We start from the raw sequence: 23113 nt of genomic DNA on the forward strand, positions 1-23113 counted from the left end.
GGATGACCATCCCCGAGCGGATTTCGAAGTCGGATCCCTTCCGCACGACACCCGAGCTTCATGCACTCCTCTATGAGTGGTATTTCACTTACGATACTGCGAATAGCTTAGCAAGGGTCGTAACTGCGGAGGCGCGTAGCGTCGCTTGTATTGGCACACCGACAATTGCTAGCACGATCGCGGATCGAACAGAGCGCACCCTGCTCGTCGACGCGGATCCAGGTGTATTTCAGAGGTTCCCGACCCTTGCAAGCATCGGTAATGTCTCCATTGCTGAACTGGCTCAATCTGTACCTTTAGCGGCAAGCTCAGACGCCGCCGTTTTGGACCCTCCTTGGTATGTGAACGACATACTGAGGTGGCTATCTTTTGCGACCAAGTATATAAGGCCGGGGGGTTCGCTCTACTTTGTCCTCTTTCCTGAACTTACGAGACCAAGTGCGAGGTCCGAACGGCAGACGATACTTGCTCACGCCAGCCGCTTGGGAAAGGTGGAGCACATAGAGTCGGCACTAACCTACTCCACTCCTCTGTTCGAGCTAGAGGCACTCGCTGCGGTCGGATGCCCAGACCCCGGCGATTGGAGGGCTGCAGATCTTGTGATCATTACAGATGTCGCTCCGCATAAGGCATGGCAGCCTCCAGTCACAACCCATCTGGGGGACAAGGGCTGGAGCACCCATGTCTTGGGCGAGCAGGTCGTGAAGCTGAAGACTAGTCCAAATGGCGATCCGGGGGACATACTAAGCCCTGTCCGCGGGGCTGTTGACAACGTATTGACTTCCGTCAGCGAAAGAGACGCTAGGAGACAAGAAGTCGATCTCTGGACGTCGCGAAACCGCGTGGCAAGGGTAGGACAGCAGAAGGTAGTCGAAGGGTGGCTGGAGCGGTTGGCGTCCTCCCCGTACGAGGCCGTCGCCCCAGTGATTTCCAGGGAAGACCGACCAGCGTTCGACATGCTGCAGCGCGTGTTGGCAGGAGCGAAATAGGTGCTTCGGGGCGTCGTGCTTCGGTGGAGTGGGGAAAACACCATCGAGGCCCATCGGGACGTTGTGAGAGAGCGCGGCCATGTTTGGTGGGGGTGGTGGGCCAAGGCGTGGGAGCCGATTGAACCAACTCGCTTGCGAGCGGCTCGACGACTAATTAGCTCGAATCAACTCCGGGTTGCCCTCGTCAACAGGAAGCAAGATACATTCTTTATAGCGGCATGTGATGCCCTCGGCTTCAACGAGGGCCAGGCCGGCGTGCGTATAGGCAGTCCAGAGCCCGAAGCGACTCCCGAGTATTATCGGAATGAGGCGCACGGGGCTTGGTTTCGGTTCACGCGGATCGAACAAATTGATCGGGCTACATATCAGCGCAATTTCGGGAGCTACCCCGTAGGCGACCCGACGCTGTACGATGTCGTTGAAGACCATCAAGAACTGGTTCTAAGGCCATCTCCGGCCTGGAGTATGCGCCCAATAGAGACGAAGTCCGACACAATCCTGCATTTGTCGGACTTGCATATAGGGGCGGCGCACGGCTTTCCGCCGCCCGGGAACAGTTCGCGGCGCAGTGCAGATTTGGCGGAGACTATTACGCGCGCGGTCGAATACGCCGACGCGGAGGTCGGAGTGTTGATTGTCTCCGGTGACCTCATCTGCGACGGGGCAGCTGAAAACTTCGCCTCAGCCCATCAGTTCTTGACGGATTTGCAGCGGCAACTCGGGCTGGATCGCGAGCACTGTATAGTTGTACCGGGTAATAGTGACTTCCATAAGTTGCACCCCGGCGTGCAACCAAGGCGCGACTATCGTCACGAGAACGACTACCGATTGTTCGCCCGAAGTTTTTATCTGCGGGATATTCAGGACCTAGAGACGCTCTATCGCTACAGCACTCCGTCGGGCTGGGACATCAGTTGCATTGCGCTTAACAGCGCCCGGCTGCGAGGCGAGGATAGTCTCGAGTACGGGTTCGTCGGGGCTCATAGGTACTCTGCCATGCTTGAATACGCGCTACAGACGGTCGGAGTGACTCGCTTCTCCTCCCGCGACAAAAAGCTTGGGCTTGCCGTGATGCACCATCATGTGATGCCGGTTTATCCCGAGGACGACCTCAATGCCTTAGGGCGCCCTAGCCTGGCCGGAGATGCGGGCGATATCACCAACAGACTCCAGGAGGCGGGCGTCTCAGCTGTCCTTCATGGCCATCACCACTTACCATTCTTCGGTTACCAATCAAAGTCCGTCGTCCGGAATGGAGTCTGGGAGGCGCCGTCCCCCTTTGATGGTGGTGTCTACGTTTGGGGAGCTGGCAGTGCTGGTGCGGACAAGGATCATCTGCCGGAGCTTCTCCGACTCAATTCGATGAATATGTACACGCTTGGACTAGACACGGTCAACGTAGCCTGCTATACATTCGGTCCTCGTGAGGCCGTGCGCTTGCTTATGAGGTCCGAGCTTCCGCTATTCTGAGAGTGGATTCCATTGCCATTCTGCCACCGGGAGGAATGATGGCGTTCGTTGGCAACGTCGCAAGGTGCAGTTGCTTGTCTCGCCTTTCTGTCGGATAGTTCCGCGGTAGCTTGAGTGTTATCGCTTCCAAGGATGGCGTCGCCCTCGATGCCAGGTCCTCTGGTGTATCCGACGACGGGGTCAGGGTCTTCAGCAGCGAATGCGCCGACGCCCTCGACGGCGCCCACGGAGCCGTCCGTCCCAGACGGCTGGGATACCTTCCTCTCGGCGGATTTCTGGAGTCGATTCTTCACATCGGCTGGTTTCGGTGGAATGCTGGCGTTGATAGCCGCCATAATCGCTGCATCAATAGCTTACCGCCAATTGAAGTTGGCACGTCATCAGCAACAGGACGATCGCTGGTGGGACACGCTCAGCTGGGTATACGACCGGTTAGTTGTGGAGGAAGGAAAGCAGAAGCCTCTCCCGACACCCGTTGTCGCGGCGATGCTCTCAGCTCTAAACGAGCAGACCAAGGTCGGTGAACGTCAGAAGACCAGGAGATGGCCCAAGCGCAAATCAGCTACCCACGAGGGCAAGGCGATTGATGGGATAGCACTTCAGAGTCGCAGCATTGGTGCCATCGTCGGCGTCTTTGGCGCGCCTGTGCATGCGGCGGCTACCTCAGAGGGTGAGGCGCCAGGGGAAGTTGCGACGCAAGGCGAGGGCGGGATTCCAAGACTGCTCGAGAGCTCGAACCCGGTTACGCAATCGATCCTCAATGACCTAAGGCATGACCTTGTCGCCAGGGGCTACGGATCCGTCGGGTCGACACAAAGCCAGCTGTTCCGGCGAGACATTATGGACAGGATGGCGCGCGTGCTCGCAGGCCGGAACTTTGCGATCAAGGAGCCGGCACTAACTGGCTGGATCGAATTCTTGGGTCTTGAGCAGCAGGATACTTCTTGGAGGGTCATCCTTCTGCCACATTTGGTCCGCCCGAACTCAGTGCCCGGAGAGGCCGCCAGCCGAGTGCGCCAGCTGGTGGCGGAAGTCGCAGCAGATCCGTTCGCCGCAGGGTGGGTGATCCTGAGCGTCGAACCCAGTGGCAGCCTGGCTAGTGCGGTGGACGAGGTCATAGAGACCTCTCACGGGCGAGTGGGGAGGTTGGCTTGGGATAGCGTCAGCGATCAACAAGTGCTTGCGCTCTTCAACAATCCTAGCCGCTAGTCCTGCGTGCCTGAGCGGCTCGCTTGCCTTGAAGCTGGAGATTGTCGGCGCGCATGGTGCACGTGGGTCGGTTTGCCGTTCGTAGCCGCGAGGTGGCCCGTTTCACGCGTGTGGCGACGCGGCCCTCGTTTACTACTGCGTCCGCTCGGCCGGCCGACGTATCTTGATCGTCGTGGTCTACTTGCCTGTAAGGTCCTTCTACCGTAACTCTCTCGGTAGGTTCCGCGTCAGCCGTCGACGCGGCGGAATGCCCCCGATGCTATCGGCGCGGGGCAACCTCGTCGAGGTACCCGCGGCCAATGGCATCGGGTCTACCCTGCAGCAGGTTCATGGGCCCTGCTCGCCGGTCGGCTCCCCATCCAACTGAATGTCAATGATGCGTCGGCTCCTTGAGGGTGCTCCGTTGGTTGAGCCGGTCATCAAGGCGCCTGGCATTTCTGCGCGTGCAGCGACAGTGAACCGGCGGAGCCGTCCTGCGGACCACGACGGGACGACACGGAGGTCGGCGACTTCGGCAAGCGCAGAATTCGTCGCTGTGGCCGACGCCAACAATGACCCCTTGTAGAGGTCCAGCGACGCGACCTGTTCTCTGCAGGTCGATGTTTCAATTCTTTGCGGGAACAGCGTAACCCCGTTTCGATCGACCCGACTCTCGGTGTAGGCGTCACTTCGCCCGCTCGTCGACATCGGCATCCGACCTTCCGGTGAGGCCGCCAAGCATGGTGTCGAGGGCGCGTGCGATCGCGGCGTCGCGGTCGTCGGCGGCGTGTTGGTAGAGCAGGGCCGCAGCGGGGGAGGAGTGGCCCAGCCGGCGCATGAGCTCCTTGGTGGTCGCGCCGGTGGCCGCGGCGAGGGTAGCGCCGGTGTGGCGGAGCTCGTGAGGCCGGACCGCCGGCAGGCCGATGGCCTCGGCGGCCCGGCGGAAGGTTGCGTTCCAGTTGCTGCGGGCGAGGTAGCCGCCGGAACTGGTGGCGAACAGGGAGGCGTCCGGAGCAGCGGGGACGTGCCTCTCCAGGTGGTCCTCCAGTACCGCTGCGATGGCGGCGGGCAGGGTCACGGTGCGATGTCCGGCGTCGGTCTTGGGTTCACCGACCACCCACCGGCCGCCGACGCGGCGGACCGAACGCTCGACGCGCAGCCGGCCGCCGGGCAGGACGTCGGACCGGCGCAGCGCAGTGGCTTCACCGAACCGGAGCCCGCCGAAGGCGAGGACGAGCAGCAGGGCGCGGTAGCGCTCGGTCCTCCGGTCCTTCCCCAGTTGCTCCGCCAGTTGCAGGGCCTCGGCCGCGGTGAGGGCGCGGGACGGCCGGGAGGCCTTGGGCGTGCCGGCGCCACGCAACCGGCAGGGATTGGAGGCGATGACCTCGTCGGCGACCGCAATGTTGAGGATGGCGCGGAGGAGCCGGTACGCCTGCGCCAGCGCCGTTGGGCCGGTCGTCCGGCTGGCCTTGGCGTGCCAGGACCGGACGGCGGCGGGAGTGACCTCGTCGACGGGCACGTCGCCCCACGTCCTGGCGAGGTGGTGACGCCACAGGCCCGCGTAGAGGACGCAGGTGCTCTCGCGGAGGTCGTTGCGGGCGAGGTAGTCCGCGGCGTAGTCGCCCACTGTCCTGCGGCTGGTGATCGGAGCCCGCCAGGCCTTCCGGAGGAGGTCCGTCTGCTGGGTGGCGAGCCAGGCCCAGGCGTCCGCCCTGGTGCTAAAGACCTTGGCGTGGCGCCGACCGTCGGGGCCGCGATACCGGGCGCGGAAGCGACCGCTCGGCAGTTCGTCGACGGTGCCGAACGTCCGCTTGGCCACGTCGCGACCCTGGCGGGCGATCCAGCGGGCGTCTTCGCCGATCAGCGCTGTCTGTGGACTCGGCCGACGTCCACAAGAGCGTCTAGCGCCGAGCGCTCCAGGCGCACATACTTTCCGACTTTGACGTAGGCGATGCGGCGCTCAGTGATGAGCCGACGGATGAAGCGCTCGCCAGTGCCGAGGTACTCGCCGGCCTGCGCGATGGTTAGAAGGGGATCACCGGGGGAGTGCCGCTGCTTGGTGGTCCGGTTCGCCGTCATGCTGGCGAGCCTCGTCCGCAGCCTCCGGTCAGCCTTCAGGACCGCCCCGCCCTGCGACCTGGCTTCAGTCGAGTGGCACGTCACCGCCCACGGCCGTTGTCTCTGAGCGGCCTACCCAAGGACACAGCACCGAGAGTTGCGGCACATAGATGTAGGGACGCTGCTCCTCGGAGATCGATCCTGCGCGCATGTGCCGTGTCTGCGATATCCAGGCCGACCTGAGGGCGATGGTGCGGTTTGCGAGACGCGTGGGACCCATGTGCACGCGACTGGCGAGGGTTGCCGATTTGATCGACTGATTGTCGGCGCAAGCGCCTCCTGCACACGCTGTATCGGAACGGGTTCGCTGTGTGAGGGTGACAGCCACCTCGTCCCGAAGCTTCATGGAGTCCGAATCATGCGTCGTACCACCACCGCCGCCGCTGGTGTCCTGTTCACCGCGGCCCTGTCCTTCGGCTTCGCCGGCACGGCCCACGCCGCCGACCGATACAACTGCCCGGACTTCGTCTCGCAGGCGGACGCCCAGGCTGTCTACGACGCCGACACGAGCGACCCGAACGGCCTGGATGGCCCCATCGGTACCGGCTCCGATGGCGTTCCTGGCGTGGCCTGCGAGAACCACGACTACATCGCCAACCCGGGGACTGTCACCAGCGCCATGGCCCTCGGCACCACAAACCAGGTGGCCCCCAGCACCACGAACCAGGTGACCACCCGTCCGGCGGGCGCCGTCGCCGCCGGCGACGGCAGCTCGTCCGGCGACGACGCCGGCGCCCTGCCCTACGTCCTGGGCGGCGTCGCCCTGACCGCGGCCGGTGGGGCTGCGTTCGCTGCCCGGCGCAGCTCCCGCGCGACCGTCTGACCTCCCCGACGTGCGGCACCGCGCACCCGACACCCACCCCGGCCACACGGTGGCCGGGGTGGGTGACGCGGTGCGCATCGTCGCGGCGTACCCGCCACCGCCGCCACCACCGGGTGCGAGGGTGTCGGGCACCGACGCGGAGCTGGAGGCTCTCCTCGCTCGGCCGCCTCGCGTCACCCGCTACGGACGGCCCTGTCGCCCCACCGTCCGCACCGCCCGGCCCCGCGCGGCCCGGGCCTGGGCGAGCACCTCCGCCGTGCTCGCCGCCGCGGGCATCGCTGCGATCGTTGTCCTGCCCCAGGACGTGAGTGACTCCGTCCGACTCGACGTCCCCCTCGCCGTGGACGCCCCGCCGGTGACCGCGACCGCAACTCCGTCCGCGCCCGCTGCCGAGGCGGTCAGTCCTGCGGCCAGCGCAGGCCAACTGCCGGCCAGCGCCCCCAGTCGGGTCCAGATCCCGGCGCTCGGGGTGACGTCCCGGATCATGCAGCTCGGCCTGGAGCGGGACGGCTCCATGGAGGTCCCGCCGGGCGCCTATCCGGTCGGCTGGTACGACGGCAGCCCCACACCTGGTCAGCTCGGGCCCGCGGTCCTCGCGGGCCACGTCGACTGGGAGGGTGAACCGGGAGCCTTCTTTGGGCTCCGGGAGCTGCACCTGGGGGACACTGTCGTCATCGACCGCGCCGATGGCACCGTCGCGACCTTCCGCGTCGACCGCGTCGAGGAACACGCCAAGGACGACTTCCCGACCGAGGAGGTCTACGGCGACATCGACCATGCCGGTCTCCGCTTGATCACCTGCGGCGGAGCATTCGACGAGGACTCAGGGGACTACCAGGACAACATCATCGTGTTCGCCAGCCTCGCAGCGGTCGGCTGACACTCGCGCTCGCCTCCACCGTCTCGGCGCGGGCCGGTACACGCCGGGAGCAGTCAGACGCGGGCGCTGCGGATGCGCCGCTGACAGAGGGTCGGCGGCAACCGCCGCCGGGATGCACTGAGGCCGCCCCAAGGGACACCCCACCTGGCCCAGCGGGCGCGCAGTCGCCGCCTCACAGCGATCACTCCGTACTGGAGGAGCCTCAAGATCAAGTGGGACACACCTCATGCATCCAGGGCTCCGCAATTCGTTGTGACGGGTGAGCGGCGACGCGCGTGACAGGGGTGCAGAGTCGCTGGCGATCGGGCAGGACACGACATCAACGACGCCCAAGACCCTCACGCGTGATCGTCGTGCTAGTCAGCGCTCTCGGTCGGAGATTCTCCAACCGTCCAGCAGGGCCGAGGGGGCACGCTGCCGGCGACGACGAGGGGCGCCGCCGAGGTGCCCCGGCGTCAACGGTCACATCTCAACCGCAGCCGCCGAGCGTGAAGCTGCCGCGGGATGACGTGGGTGGCGGCGAGGTCGGCGGCAACCCGGCCGAGGCAGGCTCGGCCCGTCAGCGGCACCATATGAGCCGCGTGGCCTCCGTCGCGGACGCCGTGCCCCGCCAACCTCCGTCGAGTCTTCGACCACTGAAGGTGCTGCAGCTCCGGTCAAAGCAGGTCGGGGGCGCCGGTCAGCCTGGCCCGCCACCGGTATGACCGCAGCACGGGCTCTAAGGCCCGGCTGAGGCCGGGGAGATCGCGGTCATAAACCCGGCCGTCGTTCAGCTGGCCGACGAGCTCACCGAGCAGCTTTGCCCACTCTCGGCGGGTCGGCTCGAGGGGGACACCGATCTCGACCCGCCGCTCGACCACTTGCACCGCGGTCCGGCCGGAGGCCGCAGCGCGGGTCTGTTCCCAGGCTCGGTGGCGGCAGGTGGCGGAACACCACTTGGGGATCGGTCCCCGGCTCCTCGGGGTGATCGGCCCACCGCACCACCCACAGGTCCGCGCCGCGGCCCGTCGCTCGCGACCGGCCACGTCGGCATCAGGCGCCCTCGACCCGGCCACGGTGGTCGGGGTCAGCTCCGCCCGCTGACGCCGCCGGAACTCCTGCTCTCGCCGTTGCCGTTCACGTTGTCGGGCTCGGTAGCCGGGGCTTCCGCTGATTTCCATGCCACCGATGCTGCAGATGAGCCTTCAGTAACTCGTCACCACGAGTTCCGGGACCGCAGGTGCAAGACGTGTGTGACACTTGATCTTGTGCATTCTCCGGTGAGGGGACGCCGGCCCGGGCGACCCAGGCGTAGCAACGGGTCGGGCTGATGCCGAGGATGCGGCAGAGGCGGCGCACGCCGTAGGTCGTCTTCTCCGCGGCGATGAACTCGCCGAGGACTCCGCGACTCACCGCCCCGTCTCCCGGGCGAAGAAGACCGCGCTCTTCTCAAGACCTCCCGCTCGAGCTCCAGCTCGGCGATCCTGCGGCGCAGCTGCACCAGCTCCAGGCGCTCATCCGTGCCCAGCGCGGCCGGGCCGGCCGCCCGGTTCCGGCTCTCGGCGGCGACCCAGTTGCTGAGCGTCTCGTGAGTGACCCCGAGCTCGGCGGCGACCTCGCGACTGCTGCGCCGGCTGTCGAGCACCAGCTGCGTGGCTCGCTGCCGGGACTCCTCGGGGTACTTGCCGTCGGCCCACCCGTGCCCTCCTCCCTGGCTTGCGCCAAGTCTGGAGGTGTTCAGCCGACGGGGGTCACTTCAAAGGCTAGAGCTCACGTGCGACAGCTTCAGCCAAGTTTCGAGACAGCTTCGCCCGCCCGGCGCGGCTGGTGCCCCAGCGCTCGAAGCAAGACCGCGCGGCCGCAGGCCCCCAGCGGGTAACGGCCGTATCGCTAGGGGACCGATGTGGCTGTCTCGACACTCCCTTCGCTCGCATGGCGTCCCTGTCGCCGGTAGAAGACAGGCTGTATTGGGTCCTAGTTGTCTTCGGAACCCCACGGAGCGGGAGGGGCGGCGAGTGGCCAGTCGTGGGACGTAGAGCTCGTGGAGGGCGAGCTGTTGGACGGCGGGCGGCTAGACCACCTGGCCGAGGACGTGGACGTCGACTGGCGGTATGTGGTCCGGAGGCTGACCGAACCCGGATGTCAGGCTGTGACCCGTGCTTGGGCGCTGGCTGACTGACTGGGCACACCTAGTGACCCTCGCAGGGCTGGTGTGCATCGTCTGGGGAACTTCGCTTGCCTGGGCGGCGGCCGTGGACGACTACCAGACGTTTGCGGGACGGCCGGTCTTCCCGAGGCTGACTGCGTCCACCGCCTGGATCCGTCGGCATGTCCTACGGCGGCGACGGAAGGCCATTGCCCTCAGTGGCACGGCCAACGCCACGCTGTCCGCCACCGGGACGCTGACGGCCACGGGGGAGGTCGAGCTGCCACCGGACGCCACTCCGGAGCAGCAGTTCGAGTATGTGCGGGAACGTTTGGCTGGACTGCAAGGCCAGCTGTATCGGCTGGACAGGTCCGTGGGAGAGGCAGAGCGGCGACTGGGTCAGCAGATCAATGAAGTCCATGCGGAGTCGCAGCGACGTGACGACGAGCTCCAGGAGTCCGTGCGGCGGGTCGCGACCGGCTCGGTCAAGCGGGAGTTGAAGGGCCTCTTGCTGGTGGGCGTCGGCTCGGTGCTCACTGCCATCCCTTCGCTGTTTGGCTGAGAGCAGCCGGCTGCGAATGTTTGCTTTACAAAATCGATCCCGGGGACCGCTTGCTAGGGGCAGCCATGCCAGGTGCCTGGCCTGTAGTCGGAGCCTCGTTCTGCCTACCTGAAGGCGGCTCTTGCTGGTGCTCGCGAATCTTCTCCTCGATCACCCGGCTGATCTCGTCCTCAGACGGCCGAGGTGCTTCCTGATTGACATTCACCTCGACTTGCGTAGGCGCTGGATCGGAGTCCAGTTGCTCTAACGACCAAGTCACGAACAAGGTGAGTACAGCCAGGAGTATTGCGAGAAGTGCGGGGTTGCACTTCGCCCATGCCTCAAGCCCCGGGACCACTTGGGCAGCTGGGGCAACAGAGGCGGGGGTCCCTCGGTCAACGGCCTCCTGCAAGGATGCAACCAGCTCAGCCCACTGCTCCGGGCTGAGACCTGCGCTCAAGACCAGATCAACGCCCTGGCGGATGACCGCGCGCGCGTCGTCGGTGATGCCGACCGTGTCGTGCACCTCAAAATAGATGTGCTTGCCCGCGGCGCTGTCTTGGCCCTCGGTGCTCATGCCAGGCATGGTCCCGCGCCGGCATGAGGCGCGCCGCATCACTGCCGTCAGAGGCACCACTTACCCTCCGTGACGTGAACACAGGGGGAGCAGGGGCGCCTCGTGGCTGACCTCGCATGGATCGCGTGGGTGCTGGCTGGGATCGGGCTCATCACCGGGTACGTCTACTTCCGGCTGAACCGCAAGGTGAAGCGGTTGGAGTGGACCGTGGTGCTCGATCAGTCGCTGTTGGCTCTACCGTCGAGCGCAGCGCTCAAGGGCAAGGTCAGCGTCAACATCGGGAGCAAGACCCTGAGGGAGCCCCGTGCGTTGACCTTGAAGATCAAAAACACCGGCAACGTGGGGCTGAGTACCAAGTCGATGTACCGCCCGTTCGAGCTGGTCGTTGCCGAGGAAAGCGACGTCCAAACACTGACGGTCACACGCACCAGGGTTAGCGACGGTGAAGCCGAGCAACTGACGAGCACGGCTCAGCTGGACGCTCGCATCATCCCGTTGCCTGAGACCTTGCTCAATCCAGGCGACGAAGTCCGGTGCACCCTGCTAATCGACGGTCCCCGAGGCGGCATCTCCCTCAAGGGCGAGGCCGAGGACTTCGTCATCACGGGTCGGCGTGAGCCGTCACAGGAGAACCTGCGGGAGCGGGAGAGGTTCCTCAGCAGTGCTGCCCTGATGGCGACAGCCGTCGCACTGCTCGGGTCATTGACTGGCCTGTTCGGCAGCCTCTTCGGCAGCTGATGTGGTATCCGTGCACTCGGCCTTTGGCAGGTCTCAAGTCGAGTGAACTCATCGACTATTGATGTCCATGCCTGAGCCCACGCGCGTCTCCGGGGTGGTAAGACCGCCCCTCGGCGTGGTGGCCGGCCGCTAGGCGTGGTGCTCGTTAACCTTCGCCTCGTGGCGACTCCGTCAGGTGCAGGGGCGTCGGCTCAGGGACGGACGGTTGAGGAGCGCGAAGGCGTTAAGAACCGTGAAGCGAATCACCGCAGCACGCTGTTCAACGTGATAGCGGTAACTGTCGCAGCAGTAATCGCTGCTGGTTCTGGTCTTGGTGGAGTCGTGGTAGGCGCCCAGGTGTCGGCCGATCGCGACGATGCGAGGTCAAGTCGTGAGTTCCTCCAGGATCAGCGCATCGAGCTGTATGGAGATTACCTCGCTCAGTTCGACGAACTTCATGCAGCGTTGGACCCCCTGCTCCCGACCAACGACATGCAGGGCAAGCCGAGGAAAGACATTCCTGATCCCGGTGCCGAAGCAGTAGCCGAGGCGAGGCGAGCGAACGACGCGCTGAGAACGCTGGATGGGCGTGTGGACGTGATCGGTGGTAAGGGCGTGACGGACGTGACCCTCCAAATTGCCCTCACCACATACCCGGTCATCCTCTTCGCAGAAGGGATAGTGAGCTGTCACGTTGACCCTGCGGCCGAGAGGTGTGGCGATCCGTTCGACTTGCGCACGTCGGAGAGCGACCAAGAGATTTCGTTCGCGTTCCTCAACCTCATCAACTATCGACAAGACTTCCTTGAAGCGGTGCGGGCTGAGTTGGGCACACCCGATTGATCGCGATGGTCAAGTCAGTCACAGCCCCATCTCTCGCTCGAAGCGTGGCAGGGGCCGAGCCTGGCGAGCGCTGCGCTCGTCGACCGGGTCGACGCACTCGGAGGCCTCGAGCTCCCAGTCGTAGAGCACGTTCTCAGCAGTAGAGGGGTCGCCGTTGGTCGTGCGCTCGGCGGCCTCGTCGACGGCCTTCATGCAGATCAGCTCGGTCAGGTGGGCTTGGAACGCGGGACTGAAGCTCATTGCCACCCCCATCACTTCCGTTAGCGCGTCGACCGCTTGAGCGTGATGATCTCCAGGACAGCCACGAGAAGCTGGGCTGTGGCGCTGCGAGAGTTGAGCGCCCTCAGCTCCTTGATGAACTGGCCGGCGCCCCCTGGGGTCGAGGTGGATTCGGACCTCGACCTAATTGGCCGACCGCCTGTGACCCGCCGGAACTCGTCAGGAATCACAGCCGCGTCGCGCTCGCTCCTTGGAGCCTGGGCCAGGTGGTGGGGGACTACAACCGTGCACTGCCCGTCGTGTTCTGCGAGCCACTCACTGACCGCAGCGCGCAGCTGGCCTACGAGGGGCTGGTCCGGCACGTGGTCAAGCTGCCCGAGGGGGACGAGTAGTCCGAGATGCTCGCAGCGCCGTGCTGTGGCGGGCGTGCGGGCTGGCGGACGGCCTGCGTCCCCAGAGCGGCAGATCGAACCTCGAAGCCAGCGTAAACGCACTCATCGCCGAGATGCGCCGCTACGTCAGCCCCGCCCTGCGCGACCAGTGGGCGAAGGAGTGGCCCCAGTACAGGAACGTCCGCAACGGCTTCACCCACGTCGCCGGGGAGAACGGTGCCTGAAGCTTCGCTGACGTCGCCTCTCGCAGGCGCAACCGCACCCAGGTCGAGCTCGCACTGACCGGTGCCACCACCTTTGTCGGGCACAGCCTTGCCAACGAGCTCCTCGACAGCCCACCCGCTCGGTGGCGAGCCATGGCCGAGGCCCTCGACTGGGAACTTCAGACCTACGAAGATCTCGCGCCGGCCGCCGGAGACTGACCCGCAGCAAGCCGCGCGTGAAGCGCACGCCGATGGCAGAGGAGTAGGGCCCGCACCGGTCCGGTGCGCGCCTGCTGCCGCATTGCGCTCTCGGGCCTGACGCAAGGAAAGCGTCGCCGGCCGGAACGTGAGTGTCGCTCGCTGGACATCGCGCGGGCGTCATCGTCGTCCGCAGGACCGATGGCACACTCCGGAAGCCGCGTCTGGAGCGGACAGCCTGACTTGTTGACGATGAGCGCTTTCAGTGTGACGGCGGCCGTTCCGCGACCCAGTCAGCGGCCGCGGGATCGGTTCAGGCCGCGTCGCGGAAGAATCGCCGGTTCGCCGCCACCCGCCCCGGTTTCGTCGACGACGACCGTCAACGAAACCGGGGCGCGCGAGAGATCAGTGGCGACTCAGCCACGTCCACAAAGCGACGTCGAGCACGCGCAGCGGCACCGCGTCGCAGACCATGTCGTGCAACGTCCGCACCTCCTTGATGAGCTGTTCGAGGCGCTGGACGATGTCCGGGTCGCTCATCAGGAACGCGAACACCTGCCAGTCGACCCGGCGGGTCCCGTACCGCCGGGCTGGGGTGCCGTACAGCCTGAGTCCTTCGCAGACCACCCGGTCACGCACCGGGAACAACCCTGAGCGCTTGCGGGCGCACAGCTTCGCCGACGTCACCCACGGGTTGGGCTTGGCGACCCACGGGTCGCAGCACCCGGCGTGGACTGCCTGCGCCAGCGCCTCCATCGCCTCGAACGTCGCCCGGTCCGCGGCGGCCAGGTCGACGTCGACCGGTAGTCCTTCCAGGGCCTGCTCGATGTCGGAGCGGATGGCGGGGTCGACGAGCAGCCGACGGGTGATCAGCGCGTCTACGGGGGCGTTGAGCACCGTGAGGGCGTGCAGATCGGCGGCGGTGACGCTGAACGGATCGACTGGCGGCAGCTCAAGGAACGTCGTGCCAGCACCCCGCCAGCCGGGGTCGTAGTACTTGCCGAGCCGGGCGGTGGTCGGCCGGGTGGTGTCATCGGAGAGTGCCTCGATGACTACACGCCGCGCATACTGCAGCTCACTAGGCGCTGGCCGCGGCCAGTCGTCGGGGACGTCGAGTGGAGGAGGGGCGGTCACGGCGCCGGACGGTAGTGCGCCCACCAGCTCGTTCCGGTGATGCGTACGGCCGGGGCGTCAGGCGCGGCGGGTGGTGCCGGTCGTGGACGATGCGGCGGTGATCGACTGGTTGGGGGTGTGGGCTGCGGTGGCGGCGCGGGTAGCGGCGCACCGGGCGGCCGGACGTGGGCACCTGCTGACCGAGGACTCCGTGCGGCTGGAGACGGTGCTGGTGCTCGAGCGGTTCGGTGTCGCACCGGAACGGCTGGCCGTCGAGGTGCTCGCTCCCGAACTCGCCGGCGGCAAGCTCGACCTGGTAGTCGACCCGCCCGGCGGCGCCGTCGTGGAGCTGAAGTACCCGCGAGACAGCCACACCGGCATTTCTCCGGACACGATGACCTTCGGGGAGCTACTGCGGGACTTCCTTCGCGTGGCCGTCGTGCCCGCCGGTGACCGGTGGGTGGTGCAGCTGCTCAACGAGCGGCTCGCCCGCTACGTGGCCGGTGCCTGCCTACGGCACGGGCTCGGCTGGGCCAACGCCGCCGGCGGCACGGTGACGCTGCCCGCCCCGGCACTCGCCGCGCTCCCTGTGACGGCCGGCCGCGCGATCGGTGCCGCCGCGGTGCCCGGCACCGTGACGGCCACCTGCGCCGTCCTCGAGCCCATCGGTGACGGGTTGAGCCTGTACGCGTTCCGGGTCGACAGGCTGCCCGCTGCGGAGCCGGCCACCGGCCCGGGGCAAGCCTTACCCGTCGACTGACAGCGCCACTCCGCACAGGCAACGCCGCCGGAACTCCGGTGCAACTGGTCGGACCCGCTCAGCATTATCCGCCCATGTCCCGCCTTTCGGAATCCTCGCCGCCTCACTACTGCGGCGGCTGCGGCCGCGACCGGCTCGCCCACCTAGGCACGCTTAGGTGACGCCGGCGCGAGGGTGAGGATCTCGCGCCGCTGTGCGGCCCTGGAGTGGCGGTCGCCGTGCGCCGTCCCGAGCACTCGTGCCTAGCGACGGGTCCTGGAGTAGCCCGTGACCCAAGTGGGTCACGGGCTCGGATCGGCGGCCGGAGGGGCTGGCTCACCAGGCGGTTCAAGCCGAGCGGCGTGACCCATCCATGACCCACGCAGCGGCAAACAGGGGTAATGAAAGGGTTCAAACGGGCCTTCCGGAGGGTCCTCCAGACCTTCTCCAGTTGCCCTAACAGGCCTTCCGACCTGCGGTTATGCGTGGAGCGGGTGACCGGGATCGAACCGGCATGGCCAGCTTGGAAGGCTGGGGCTCTGCCATTGAGCTACACCCGCGAGGTGCCCGACCAGCGTAGCGGGTGGTGCCGATAGCGTCCGGGCGTGACCGAGCCCACAGAGCTGGACGCCACCGCACAGGCCGACCTGGTGCGCCGCGGGGAGGTCAGCCCCGCCGAGCTGGTCGACGCCGCCATCGCGCGGATCGAGGCGAGGAACCCGGAGATCAACGCCGTCCTCCGCGACCGCTTCGACGCCGCCCGCGCCGAGGCCGCCGGCACGCTGCCCGACGGGCCGTTCCGCGGTGTGCCGCTGCTGCTCAAGGACATGGGCTGCCACATGGCGGGGGAGGAGACCGCCTACGGTCTGGGCCCGCTGCAGCAGGCCGGGATCCGCTGGCGGCGCGACAGCCACCTGGCCACGCTGTTCCGCGCCGCCGGCTTCGTCGTCCTCGGCCGTACGAACGTCCCCGAGCTCGGGACGACGGTCACCACCGAGCCGGCCGCCAACGCGCCGGCCCGCAACCCGTGGGACCCGGCCCACTCCACCGGCGGCTCCAGCGGCGGGTCGGCCGCGGCGGTCGCGGCGGGGTTCGTGCCGGTCGCGCACGCCAGCGACGGCGGCGGGTCGATCCGCGTCCCCGCCGCCGAGTGCGGGCTGGTCGGGCTCAAGCCCAGCCGGGCGCGGGTCAGCCAGGGCCCCGACGTCGGCGAGGGCTGGGCCGGCGCCACCATCGACGGCGTCGTCACCCGCACGGTCCGCGATACCGCCGCCGTCCTCGACCTGATCGGCCGGCCGATGCCCGGCGACCCCTACGCCGCGCCGCCGCTACCGCGACTCCTGCAAGAGGAGGTCGGCGCCCCGGTCGGGCGGCTGCAGGTCGGCCTGGCCGACGCCCCGCCCCACGAGCGCTGGCTCGACAGCCCCGAGTGCCGGGCCGCCGTCGCCGCGACGGGCCGGCTGCTCGCGGAGCTCGGCTGCGCCGTCGAGGTGGCATCCCCGGCGGCCCTGTTCGAGGACGACTTCTCCCGCCACTTCAACGCGACCATCGCCGCCGACACCGCCCGCACCCTCGCCGACCTCGAGCGGGTGGTCGGCCGGGACATCGCCGACGACGAGCTGGAGCCGCGCAACGCGTACTACCGGCTGACCGGGAACCGGATGACCGCACCGGAGTACCTCGCCGCCCGCGCCTGGCTGGGCGCCTGGTCGCGCCGGATGGCGTCCTTCTGGACACCGGCCGAGGACGGCGGCGAGGGCTTCGACCTGCTGGTCACCCCGACCGTGGGCGCGCCGCCGCCGGAGCTCGGCTGGTTCACCGCGGCCGGACCGCGCGAGGAGGGCCGCCGGATCTCGTCGTTCATCCCCTGGACCGCCCAGTTCAACGTGACCGGGCAGCCGGCGGTCAGCCTGCCGCTGCACACCACCGACGCCGGCCTGCCGGTGGGCGTGCAGCTGGTGGCCGGCGCCGGGCGGGAGGACCTGCTGGTGCGGGTGGCGGCCGCGCTCGAGGAGGCCGCACCGTGGGCGGGACGCCGTCCGGCCGTCGTGCCCGGGGAGCGCGCCTAGACTCGCAGCCGCCACGGGGTGTGGCGCAGCTTGGTAGCGCACCCGCTTTGGGAGCGGGGGGCCGTGGGTTCGAATCCCGCCACCCCGACCCCGCCCCCGGCGTCTCTAGACTCGGGGGTCGATCCGGCGCCGGTCCCGGCGTCCCCTTCCGTCGTACCGAGGAGCACTGCCGCTGTGAAGAGCACCATCGAGGAACTGGGCCCCACGCGGGTCCGGATGGCGATCGAGGTGCCGTGGGGGGACCTGGACCACGCCTTCGGTGAGGTCTACAAGGAGCTCAAGACCCAGGTCCGCATCCCCGGTTTCCGCCCGGGCAAGGTGCCCAACCGCATCCTCGACCAGCGCATCGGCCGCCCGGTCGTCCTCGAGCAGGTCGTCCAGCACGCCATCCCGGAGGTCTACTCCGAGGTCGTCCGCGAGAACCAGGTCCGCGTCCTCGGCCAGCCCGACATCGAGGTCACCCGCCTCGACGACAACGACACCCTGGCGTTCACCGCCGAGGTGGACGTCGCGCCGAAGATCGAGCTGCCCGCCCTGGAGGACCTGTCGGTCACCGTCGACGACGTCGAGGTCACCGACGAGGAGATCGACCAGCAGGTCACGGTCATGCGCGAGCGCTTCGCGATGCTGACCGGCGTCGAGCGCGCCGCCCAGGACGGCGACTTCGCCTCCATCGACCTCGAGGCCCGTGTCGGCGACGAGGTGCTCGAGGACGGCGCCACCAGCGGCATGTCCTACGAGGTCGGCTCCGGCTCGATCATGGAGGGCCTCGACGACGCCGTCCGCGGGCTGTCGGCCGACGAGTCGGCCACGTTCGGGACGCCGCTGCAGCAGGGGCCGCACGCCGGCGAGCAGGCCCAGGTCACCGTCACCGTCCGCTCGGTGAAGGCCAAGGAGCTCCCCGAGCTCGACGACGAGTTCGCCTCCACCGCCAGCGAGTTCGACACCCTCGAGGAGCTGCGCGACGACGTCCGCACCCGGCTCTCGCGGGTCAAGGTCATGCAGCAGGGCGCCCAGGCCCGCGACAAGCTCGTCGAGCACCTGCTCGGGGCCACCGAGGTGCCGATCCCCGAGGGCCTCGTCGACCGCGAGATCGAGTACCGCGACCAGGCCCTCACCACCGAGCTCACCAACGCCGGCATGGACTGGGACACGTTCCTGTCGATGTCGGGCACGGAGAGCCGTGAGGCCTACGCCGCCGAGCAGCGCACGAACATCGAGGAGGCCGTCCGCACCCAGTTCGTCCTCGACGCGATCGCCGACGCCCGCGAGATCACCGTCGACAACGACGACCTGTCGGCGCAGATCATGGCCCAGGCCTCGCGCAACCGGATGAGCCCGGAGCAGTACGCCCAGCAGCTGCAGCAGAGCGGCAACATCGCCGAGTTCGTCGCCGACGTCCGCCGCACCAAGGCGCTGGCCCAGCTGCTCGAGCAGACGACGATCACCGACGCCTCGGGCAACGTCGTCGACCTGGAGTCCGTGCGCCCGCAGACGGTCCGCGCGACCGAGACGGCCCCGGCCGCCGACGACGCCGCCTCCGCTGACGACGACGCCACGGACGCCGCCTCCGACTCCGCCGACGACGAGGCGCCCGACGCCGAGGTCGCCGACGCCGTCGCCGTCGAGGCGGCCGAGGGTGCCACCGAGGACAGCGGGGACGTCACCAAGGGCTGACCAAGGTCCCCGTCCTCCTCACCCCGGGCGAGCTCGGGGCGAGCCTCGGGACGGGGCCGCCTGACCGACGCCGTCCTGCCCCGCGTGCGCGGGGAGGGCGGCGTCCGTCGTCCGCCGGCCGGTCACGAGCGGGGTCCGCTGCGCCGACGGCGAACAGGGCCCGCGCCGGGACTCCCGGCCCAGGGGTGCGCGTTAGGGTCGACGTGACTCGGGGCGGACGCCGGGGGTACGGCCCGCCAGGGCCGCCGGCCCCGCTCCCCGCCCACCGAGACCGACTCGATCCACCGCCAACGGAGGTCACACCACCCGTGAGCACCGACCCGAACCCGGCGTACAGCCCGCTGATGCGGGGTGCCGCCGGGGGGATGAACCTCAACGACTCGGTCTACGAGCGCCTGCTGCGCGAGCGCATCATCTTCCTGGGCACCCAGGTCGACGACGTCATCGCCAACCAGCTGGCAGCCCAGATGCTGCTGCTCTCGGCCGAGGACCCCAAGCAGGACATCCACCTGTACATCAACTCGCCCGGCGGCTCGGTCAGCGCCGGCATGGCCATCTACGACACGATGCAGTTCATCGACTGCGACGTCGCCACCTACGGCATGGGCCTGGCCGCCTCGATGGGCCAGTTCCTGCTGACCGCGGGCACCGCCGGCAAGCGCTACGCCCTGCCGCACGCGCGGATCATGATGCACCAGCCCTCGGCCGGCGTCGGCGGCACCGCCGCGGACATCGCCATCCAGGCCGACCTGTTCCGGCGGACCAAGAAGGAGCTCAACGAGCTCCAGGCCCAGCACACCGGGCAGTCGCTCGAGCAGATCGAGCGCGACTCCGACCGCGACCGCTGGTTCACCGCGCAGGAGGCCCTGGAGTACGGCTTCGTCGACCACGTCGTCAGCCGCGCCACCATGACCGACAGCACCAACCCGGTCGCCGACAACTGAGGGTTCGGAGAACTGACGTGAGTTTCGAGATGCCCTCCAGCCGCTACATCCTCCCCTCCTTCGTGGAGCGGACGAGCTACGGCATGAAGGAGTCCAACCCCTACAACAAGCTCTTCGAGGAGCGCATCATCTTCCTCGGGGTGCAGATCGACGACGCGTCGGCCAACGACGTCATGGCCCAGCTGATCACGCTGGAGTCGGCCGACCCGGACCGCGACATCACGATCTACATCAACTCACCCGGCGGCTCGTTCACGTCGCTGATGGCCATCTACGACACGATGATGTTCGTCCGCCCCGACATCCAGACCGTCTGCATGGGCCAGGCCGCCTCGGCCGCCGCCGTCCTGCTCGCGGCCGGGACCCCGGGCAAGCGGCTCGCGCTGCCCTACTCCCGCGTGCTGATCCACCAGCCCTCGGGCGAGGCCGGCGGCCAGGTCTCGGACCTGGAGATCCACGCCGCCGAGATCGAGCGGGTGCGCAAGCAGATGGAGGAGATCCTCGCGCGGCACACCGGCCGGACGGCCGAGCAGGTCCGCTCCGACATCGACCGCGACAAGATCCTGACCGCGACCGAGGCCAAGGAGTACGGCATCGTCGACGAGGTCATCCAGAGCCGGAAGCTCAACGCGCTGCCCACGGCATGAGCCACACGTCCCCCGGGCGGTGCGGGAAGAAGGTCGCGCGTGTCGCGGCCTCACCCCGTACCGTTCGGGGGGCAGTGCCGGGAGTGACGAGCGAGTCGAGCGCCCCCGGCGCACCGGGGCGTCGGAGTCCCGCGGCGTCGGTGGCGGCAGGTACCGTCGGCGAGCGCGCGATCCCCGGCCGGCAGCGTCGGGAGGGTCGTCCTCGCGGCACCCGCCACCAGCGGGACCAACACGGGCACTCCCAGTGACACATCATCCGCAGGTCCGTACCCCGGAGGACCTGCTTCCCCCGAGGTGGAGGTCAGCAGGTGGCACGAATCGGTGAGAGCGGTGACCTGCTCAAGTGCTCGTTCTGCGGGAAGAGCCAGAAGCAGGTCAAGAAGCTCATCGCTGGCCCCGGCGTCTACATCTGCGACGAGTGCATCGACCTCTGCAACGAGATCATCGAGGAGGAGCTCTCGGAGTCGTCGGACCTCAAGTTCGACGAGCTGCCGAAGCCCCGCGAGATCCACGACTTCCTCGAGCAGTACGTCATCGGCCAGGAGAAGGCCAAGCGCACGCTCGCCGTCGCCGTCTACAACCACTACAAGCGGGTGCAGGCCGGCGGTGAGCGCTCGAGCCGGGACGACTCGGTCGAGCTCGCCAAGTCCAACATCCTGCTGATGGGCCCGACCGGCTGCGGCAAGACGCACCTGGCGCAGACCCTCGCCCGGATGCTCAACGTCCCGTTCGCGATCGCCGACGCCACGGCGCTGACCGAGGCCGGCTACGTCGGCGAGGACGTCGAGAACATCCTGCTCAAGCTGATCCAGGCCGCCGACTACGACGTCAAGCGGGCCGAGACCGGGATCATCTACATCGACGAGGTCGACAAGATCGCCCGCAAGAGCGAGAACCCGTCGATCACGCGCGACGTCTCCGGTGAGGGCGTGCAGCAGGCGCTGCTGAAGATCCTCGAGGGGACGACGGCGTCGGTGCCCCCGCAGGGCGGCCGCAAGCACCCGCACCAGGAGTTCATCCAGATCGACACGACGAACGTGCTGTTCATCGTGGGCGGTGCCTTCGCGGGCCTGGAGAAGGTCATCGAGCAGCGGGTCGGCAAGCAGGGGATCGGCTTCGGCGCGGAGATCCGCGGCAAGAAGGAGATCGAGGCCTCCAGCGCCTTCGCCGAGGTCATGCCCGAGGACCTGCTGAAGTTCGGCATGATCCCCGAGTTCATCGGCCGGCTCCCGGTGATCACCAGCGTGCAGGCCCTCGACCGGCACGCGCTGATCCAGATCCTCACCGAGCCGAAGAACGCCCTGGTGCGCCAGTACCGGCGGCTGTTCGAGCTCGACGGCGTGGAGCTGGAGTTCAGCGACGACGCCCTCGAGGCGATCGCCGACCAGGCCATCCTCCGCGGCACCGGCGCCCGCGGGCTCCGGGCGATCATGGAGGAGGTGCTGCAGTCGGTGATGTACGAGGTGCCCAGCCGTGACGACGTCGCCTCCGTGATGATCACCAAGGAGGTCGTGCTGGAGCACGTCAACCCGACCATCGTGCCGCGCAAGCCCACCCGCGAGCGCCGCGAGAAGAGCGCCTGACGCGCTGACGCACCACCGACGAGCCCGTCCCCGATCCCGGGGGCGGGCTCGCTCGCGTAGGTGGCCCGGTGGTGTGCGCTCGCGGTGCGTCTCTCGTCAGGATCGCGCCGCACCCGCACCTCACCTGGGGCGCAGGAGCGCCTCCCGGGCGCGGCAGACCTGGAGGATCTCCCGGCGGCACCCGTCGGGGTCCCGGGTCAGCCGGCGGTGGCTGAACCGCAGCACCACCCAGCCGAGCGCGGCCAGCGCGACGTCGCGGCGGGTGTCCCGTTCACGGGCCTCCGCGCTGCCGTGGAAGGCCGCTCCGTCCAGTTCGACTGCGACCCGCAACTCCGGCAGTGCGGCGTCCAGGTGCGCCGTCCCCCACGGCAGGACGACGGGGTGCTGCTGCTCGAAGCGAGGCATGCCCGGCCCGGTCAGGACGTGCCGCACGCCCCAGATCTCCAGCTCGCTCTGGCATCCCCGCTCGACCAGGCGCAGGAGGTCCACCAGGTCCCGGTGACCGGGCAGCGCCGCGCGGAGGGCCGCCTCACGGGCGAGATCCGCGGTCCTCACCTGGCGCTCGCGCAGCGTCCCGATCACCGCACCCCGCAGACGATCGACCGCCCGTCGCGATCCGTGTCGTCCGGACGCCCAGCCCCATCCGTCGACCAGAGCCCGCGGCAGCGGCGTGACGGGGAAGGTTCCGAGCCGGTCGACGTCGAGGGCGCGCACCCGGTGGACGACCAGACCGGGACCGTGCAGTGCTCGCCGGTGGGCAGGCACCGAGACGTGCACCGGACCACCGTCGTCGTCCAGCACCCGCCAGACTGCCAGCGCGGTGGAGTGGCTCAGCACGCCAGCGGTGGCCAGGACGCCGGCGAGAGCGCGGGTGCGCCACTCCTCCCACGACTCCGGCGTGGCCACCACCCCGCGGTGCGGACGCAGCAGCCGGCCCTGGGCGACCCAGCGGCCGACGGTGTGCCGGTCGACGCGCCCGGCCAGGTCCGACGTGCGGGCGACACCGTGGGGGCCGAGGAGGGGCAACAGGTCGCGGACCACCCCGCGACGGTGCGACG

The 23113-nt window shown here is 68.1% G+C and carries 22 protein-coding genes and 2 tRNA genes; 16 read left to right on the plus strand and 8 right to left on the minus strand.

The genetic code is table 11. The features are described from left to right. Positions 1 to 2: 2 nt before the first annotated feature. The 3 genes from HLV61_RS01850 to HLV61_RS01860 all read left to right on the plus strand — a co-directional run bounded on the left by HLV61_RS01850 (position 3) and on the right by HLV61_RS01860 (position 3668). Positions 3 to 989, plus strand: a complete 987-nt coding sequence (locus HLV61_RS01850) for a hypothetical protein (RefSeq protein ID WP_369252393.1) — start codon at positions 3 to 5, stop codon at positions 987 to 989. 15 nt (positions 990 to 1004) lie between these two features. Next, positions 1005 to 2459 carry a metallophosphoesterase family protein gene (locus HLV61_RS01855; protein WP_440284464.1) on the plus strand — a complete coding sequence of 485 codons (1455 nt, stop codon included), beginning with the start codon at positions 1005 to 1007 and terminating at the stop codon, positions 2457 to 2459. A gap of 162 nt (positions 2460 to 2621) precedes the next feature. Next, positions 2622 to 3668 carry a hypothetical protein gene (locus HLV61_RS01860; protein ID WP_369252397.1) on the plus strand — a complete coding sequence of 349 codons (1047 nt, stop codon included), beginning with the start codon at positions 2622 to 2624 and terminating at the stop codon, positions 3666 to 3668. Between the two features lie 664 nt (positions 3669 to 4332). Here the strand turns inward: HLV61_RS01860 and HLV61_RS01865 are convergent. Both HLV61_RS01865 and HLV61_RS01870 read right to left on the minus strand, forming a co-directional pair. Next, positions 4333 to 5466: a site-specific integrase gene (locus HLV61_RS01865; protein ID WP_369252399.1), complete on the minus strand. Its 1134-nt coding sequence runs from the start codon at positions 5464 to 5466 to the stop codon at positions 4333 to 4335. A gap of 41 nt (positions 5467 to 5507) precedes the next feature. After that, positions 5508 to 5726: an excisionase family DNA-binding protein gene (locus HLV61_RS01870; RefSeq protein WP_369252400.1), complete on the minus strand. Its 219-nt coding sequence runs from the start codon at positions 5724 to 5726 to the stop codon at positions 5508 to 5510. Positions 5727 to 6123: 397 nt separating this feature from the next. On the opposite strand from HLV61_RS01870, the gene HLV61_RS01875 reads away from it, so the two are divergent. Together HLV61_RS01875 and HLV61_RS01880 are read left to right on the plus strand one after the other, a co-directional pair. Continuing rightward, positions 6124 to 6588, plus strand: coding sequence for a hypothetical protein (locus HLV61_RS01875; RefSeq protein WP_369252402.1), 465 nt, complete (start codon positions 6124 to 6126; stop codon positions 6586 to 6588). Between the two features lie 256 nt (positions 6589 to 6844). Further along, on the plus strand, positions 6845 to 7468 hold the full coding sequence (locus HLV61_RS01880; protein WP_369252404.1) for a class F sortase: 624 nt from the start codon (positions 6845 to 6847) through the stop codon (positions 7466 to 7468). Between the two features lie 1195 nt (positions 7469 to 8663). Here the strand turns inward: HLV61_RS01880 and HLV61_RS01885 are convergent. Further along, complete coding sequence (locus HLV61_RS01885) at positions 8664 to 9188, minus strand: transposase (RefSeq protein WP_369252970.1); 525 nt, start codon at positions 9186 to 9188, stop codon at positions 8664 to 8666. 511 nt (positions 9189 to 9699) lie between these two features. Here HLV61_RS01885 and HLV61_RS01890 point away from each other — a divergent pair. Continuing rightward, a complete protein-coding gene (locus tag HLV61_RS01890; protein WP_369252406.1) occupies positions 9700 to 10155 on the plus strand; it encodes a hypothetical protein in 456 nt (151 codons plus the stop codon). A gap of 25 nt (positions 10156 to 10180) precedes the next feature. Here the strand turns inward: HLV61_RS01890 and HLV61_RS01895 are convergent, their stop codons facing one another. Next, positions 10181 to 10711 (minus strand): hypothetical protein, encoded by a 531-nt coding sequence (locus tag HLV61_RS01895; protein WP_369252408.1) that lies wholly within the window; start codon positions 10709 to 10711, stop codon positions 10181 to 10183. Between the two features lie 102 nt (positions 10712 to 10813). Here HLV61_RS01895 and HLV61_RS01900 point away from each other — a divergent pair, with 102 nt between their 5' ends. Beyond that, the gene (locus tag HLV61_RS01900) at positions 10814 to 11449 is read left to right on the plus strand and encodes a hypothetical protein (RefSeq protein ID WP_369252410.1); all 636 of its coding nucleotides are present in this window, start codon (positions 10814 to 10816) and stop codon (positions 11447 to 11449) included. Between the two features lie 159 nt (positions 11450 to 11608). Beyond that, positions 11609 to 12271, plus strand: a complete 663-nt coding sequence (locus HLV61_RS01905) for a hypothetical protein (RefSeq protein ID WP_369252412.1) — start codon at positions 11609 to 11611, stop codon at positions 12269 to 12271. Between the two features lie 18 nt (positions 12272 to 12289). On the opposite strand, the gene HLV61_RS01910 is transcribed toward HLV61_RS01905, so the two are convergent. After that, positions 12290 to 12511, minus strand: a complete 222-nt coding sequence (locus tag HLV61_RS01910; protein ID WP_369252414.1) for a hypothetical protein — start codon at positions 12509 to 12511, stop codon at positions 12290 to 12292. Positions 12512 to 12756: 245 nt separating this feature from the next. Here HLV61_RS01910 and HLV61_RS01915 point away from each other — a divergent pair, with 245 nt between their 5' ends. Continuing rightward, complete coding sequence (locus HLV61_RS01915) at positions 12757 to 12882, plus strand: hypothetical protein (protein WP_369252416.1); 126 nt, start codon at positions 12757 to 12759, stop codon at positions 12880 to 12882. Positions 12883 to 13688: 806 nt separating this feature from the next. Here HLV61_RS01915 and HLV61_RS01920 read toward each other — a convergent pair. Continuing rightward, positions 13689 to 14417, minus strand: a complete 729-nt coding sequence (locus HLV61_RS01920) for a DUF6308 family protein (protein ID WP_369252417.1) — start codon at positions 14415 to 14417, stop codon at positions 13689 to 13691. 97 nt (positions 14418 to 14514) lie between these two features. Between HLV61_RS01920 and HLV61_RS01925 the strand changes: the two genes are divergently transcribed. Then, positions 14515 to 15156, plus strand: a complete 642-nt coding sequence (locus HLV61_RS01925; RefSeq protein WP_369252419.1) for a hypothetical protein — start codon at positions 14515 to 14517, stop codon at positions 15154 to 15156. Positions 15157 to 15621: 465 nt separating this feature from the next. Here the strand turns inward: HLV61_RS01925 and HLV61_RS01930 are convergent. Then, a tRNA-Gly gene (locus tag HLV61_RS01930) sits at positions 15622 to 15695 on the minus strand. Between the two features lie 45 nt (positions 15696 to 15740). On the opposite strand from HLV61_RS01930, the gene HLV61_RS01935 reads away from it, so the two are divergent. The 6 genes from HLV61_RS01935 to clpX all read left to right on the plus strand — a co-directional run bounded on the left by HLV61_RS01935 (position 15741) and on the right by clpX (position 22055). After that, positions 15741 to 17204, plus strand: a complete 1464-nt coding sequence (locus HLV61_RS01935) for an amidase (RefSeq protein WP_369252421.1) — start codon at positions 15741 to 15743, stop codon at positions 17202 to 17204. A gap of 14 nt (positions 17205 to 17218) precedes the next feature. Beyond that, a tRNA-Pro gene (locus HLV61_RS01940) sits at positions 17219 to 17292 on the plus strand. A gap of 86 nt (positions 17293 to 17378) precedes the next feature. Next, positions 17379 to 18881: a trigger factor gene (gene tig, locus HLV61_RS01945; RefSeq protein ID WP_369252423.1), complete on the plus strand. Its 1503-nt coding sequence runs from the start codon at positions 17379 to 17381 to the stop codon at positions 18879 to 18881. A gap of 308 nt (positions 18882 to 19189) precedes the next feature. Further along, on the plus strand, positions 19190 to 19825 hold the full coding sequence (locus tag HLV61_RS01950; RefSeq protein WP_425432366.1) for an ATP-dependent Clp protease proteolytic subunit: 636 nt from the start codon (positions 19190 to 19192) through the stop codon (positions 19823 to 19825). Positions 19826 to 19842: 17 nt separating this feature from the next. After that, positions 19843 to 20472 carry an ATP-dependent Clp protease proteolytic subunit gene (locus tag HLV61_RS01955; RefSeq protein ID WP_440284457.1) on the plus strand — a complete coding sequence of 210 codons (630 nt, stop codon included), beginning with the start codon at positions 19843 to 19845 and terminating at the stop codon, positions 20470 to 20472. A gap of 308 nt (positions 20473 to 20780) precedes the next feature. Then, the gene (gene clpX, locus HLV61_RS01960) at positions 20781 to 22055 is read left to right on the plus strand and encodes an ATP-dependent Clp protease ATP-binding subunit ClpX (protein ID WP_369252425.1); all 1275 of its coding nucleotides are present in this window, start codon (positions 20781 to 20783) and stop codon (positions 22053 to 22055) included. Between the two features lie 120 nt (positions 22056 to 22175). Here the strand turns inward: clpX and HLV61_RS01965 are convergent, their stop codons facing one another. After that, positions 22176 to 23096 (minus strand): DUF559 domain-containing protein, encoded by a 921-nt coding sequence (locus HLV61_RS01965; protein WP_369252427.1) that lies wholly within the window; start codon positions 23094 to 23096, stop codon positions 22176 to 22178. Between the last annotated feature and the right edge of the window lie 17 nt (positions 23097 to 23113).

It is taken from the genome of Geodermatophilus amargosae (assembly GCF_041028265.1).
Taxonomy (GTDB): domain Bacteria; phylum Actinomycetota; class Actinomycetes; order Mycobacteriales; family Geodermatophilaceae; genus Geodermatophilus; species Geodermatophilus amargosae_A.

Bases quoted from the DNA above. Each gene is read 5' to 3' on its own strand.
- HLV61_RS01870 (WP_369252400.1), bottom strand. From the start codon at position 5,726: ATGACGGCGAACCGGACCACCAAGCAGCGGCACTCCCCCGGTGATCCC.
- HLV61_RS01850 (WP_369252393.1), top strand. From the start codon at position 3: ATGACCATCCCCGAGCGGATTTCGAAGTCGGATCCCTTCCGCACGACA.
- HLV61_RS01895 (WP_369252408.1), bottom strand. From the start codon at position 10,711: ATGAGCACCGAGGGCCAAGACAGCGCCGCGGGCAAGCACATCTATTTT.
- HLV61_RS01875 (WP_369252402.1), top strand. From the start codon at position 6,124: ATGCGTCGTACCACCACCGCCGCCGCTGGTGTCCTGTTCACCGCGGCC.
- HLV61_RS01910 (WP_369252414.1), bottom strand. From the start codon at position 12,511: ATGAGCTTCAGTCCCGCGTTCCAAGCCCACCTGACCGAGCTGATCTGC.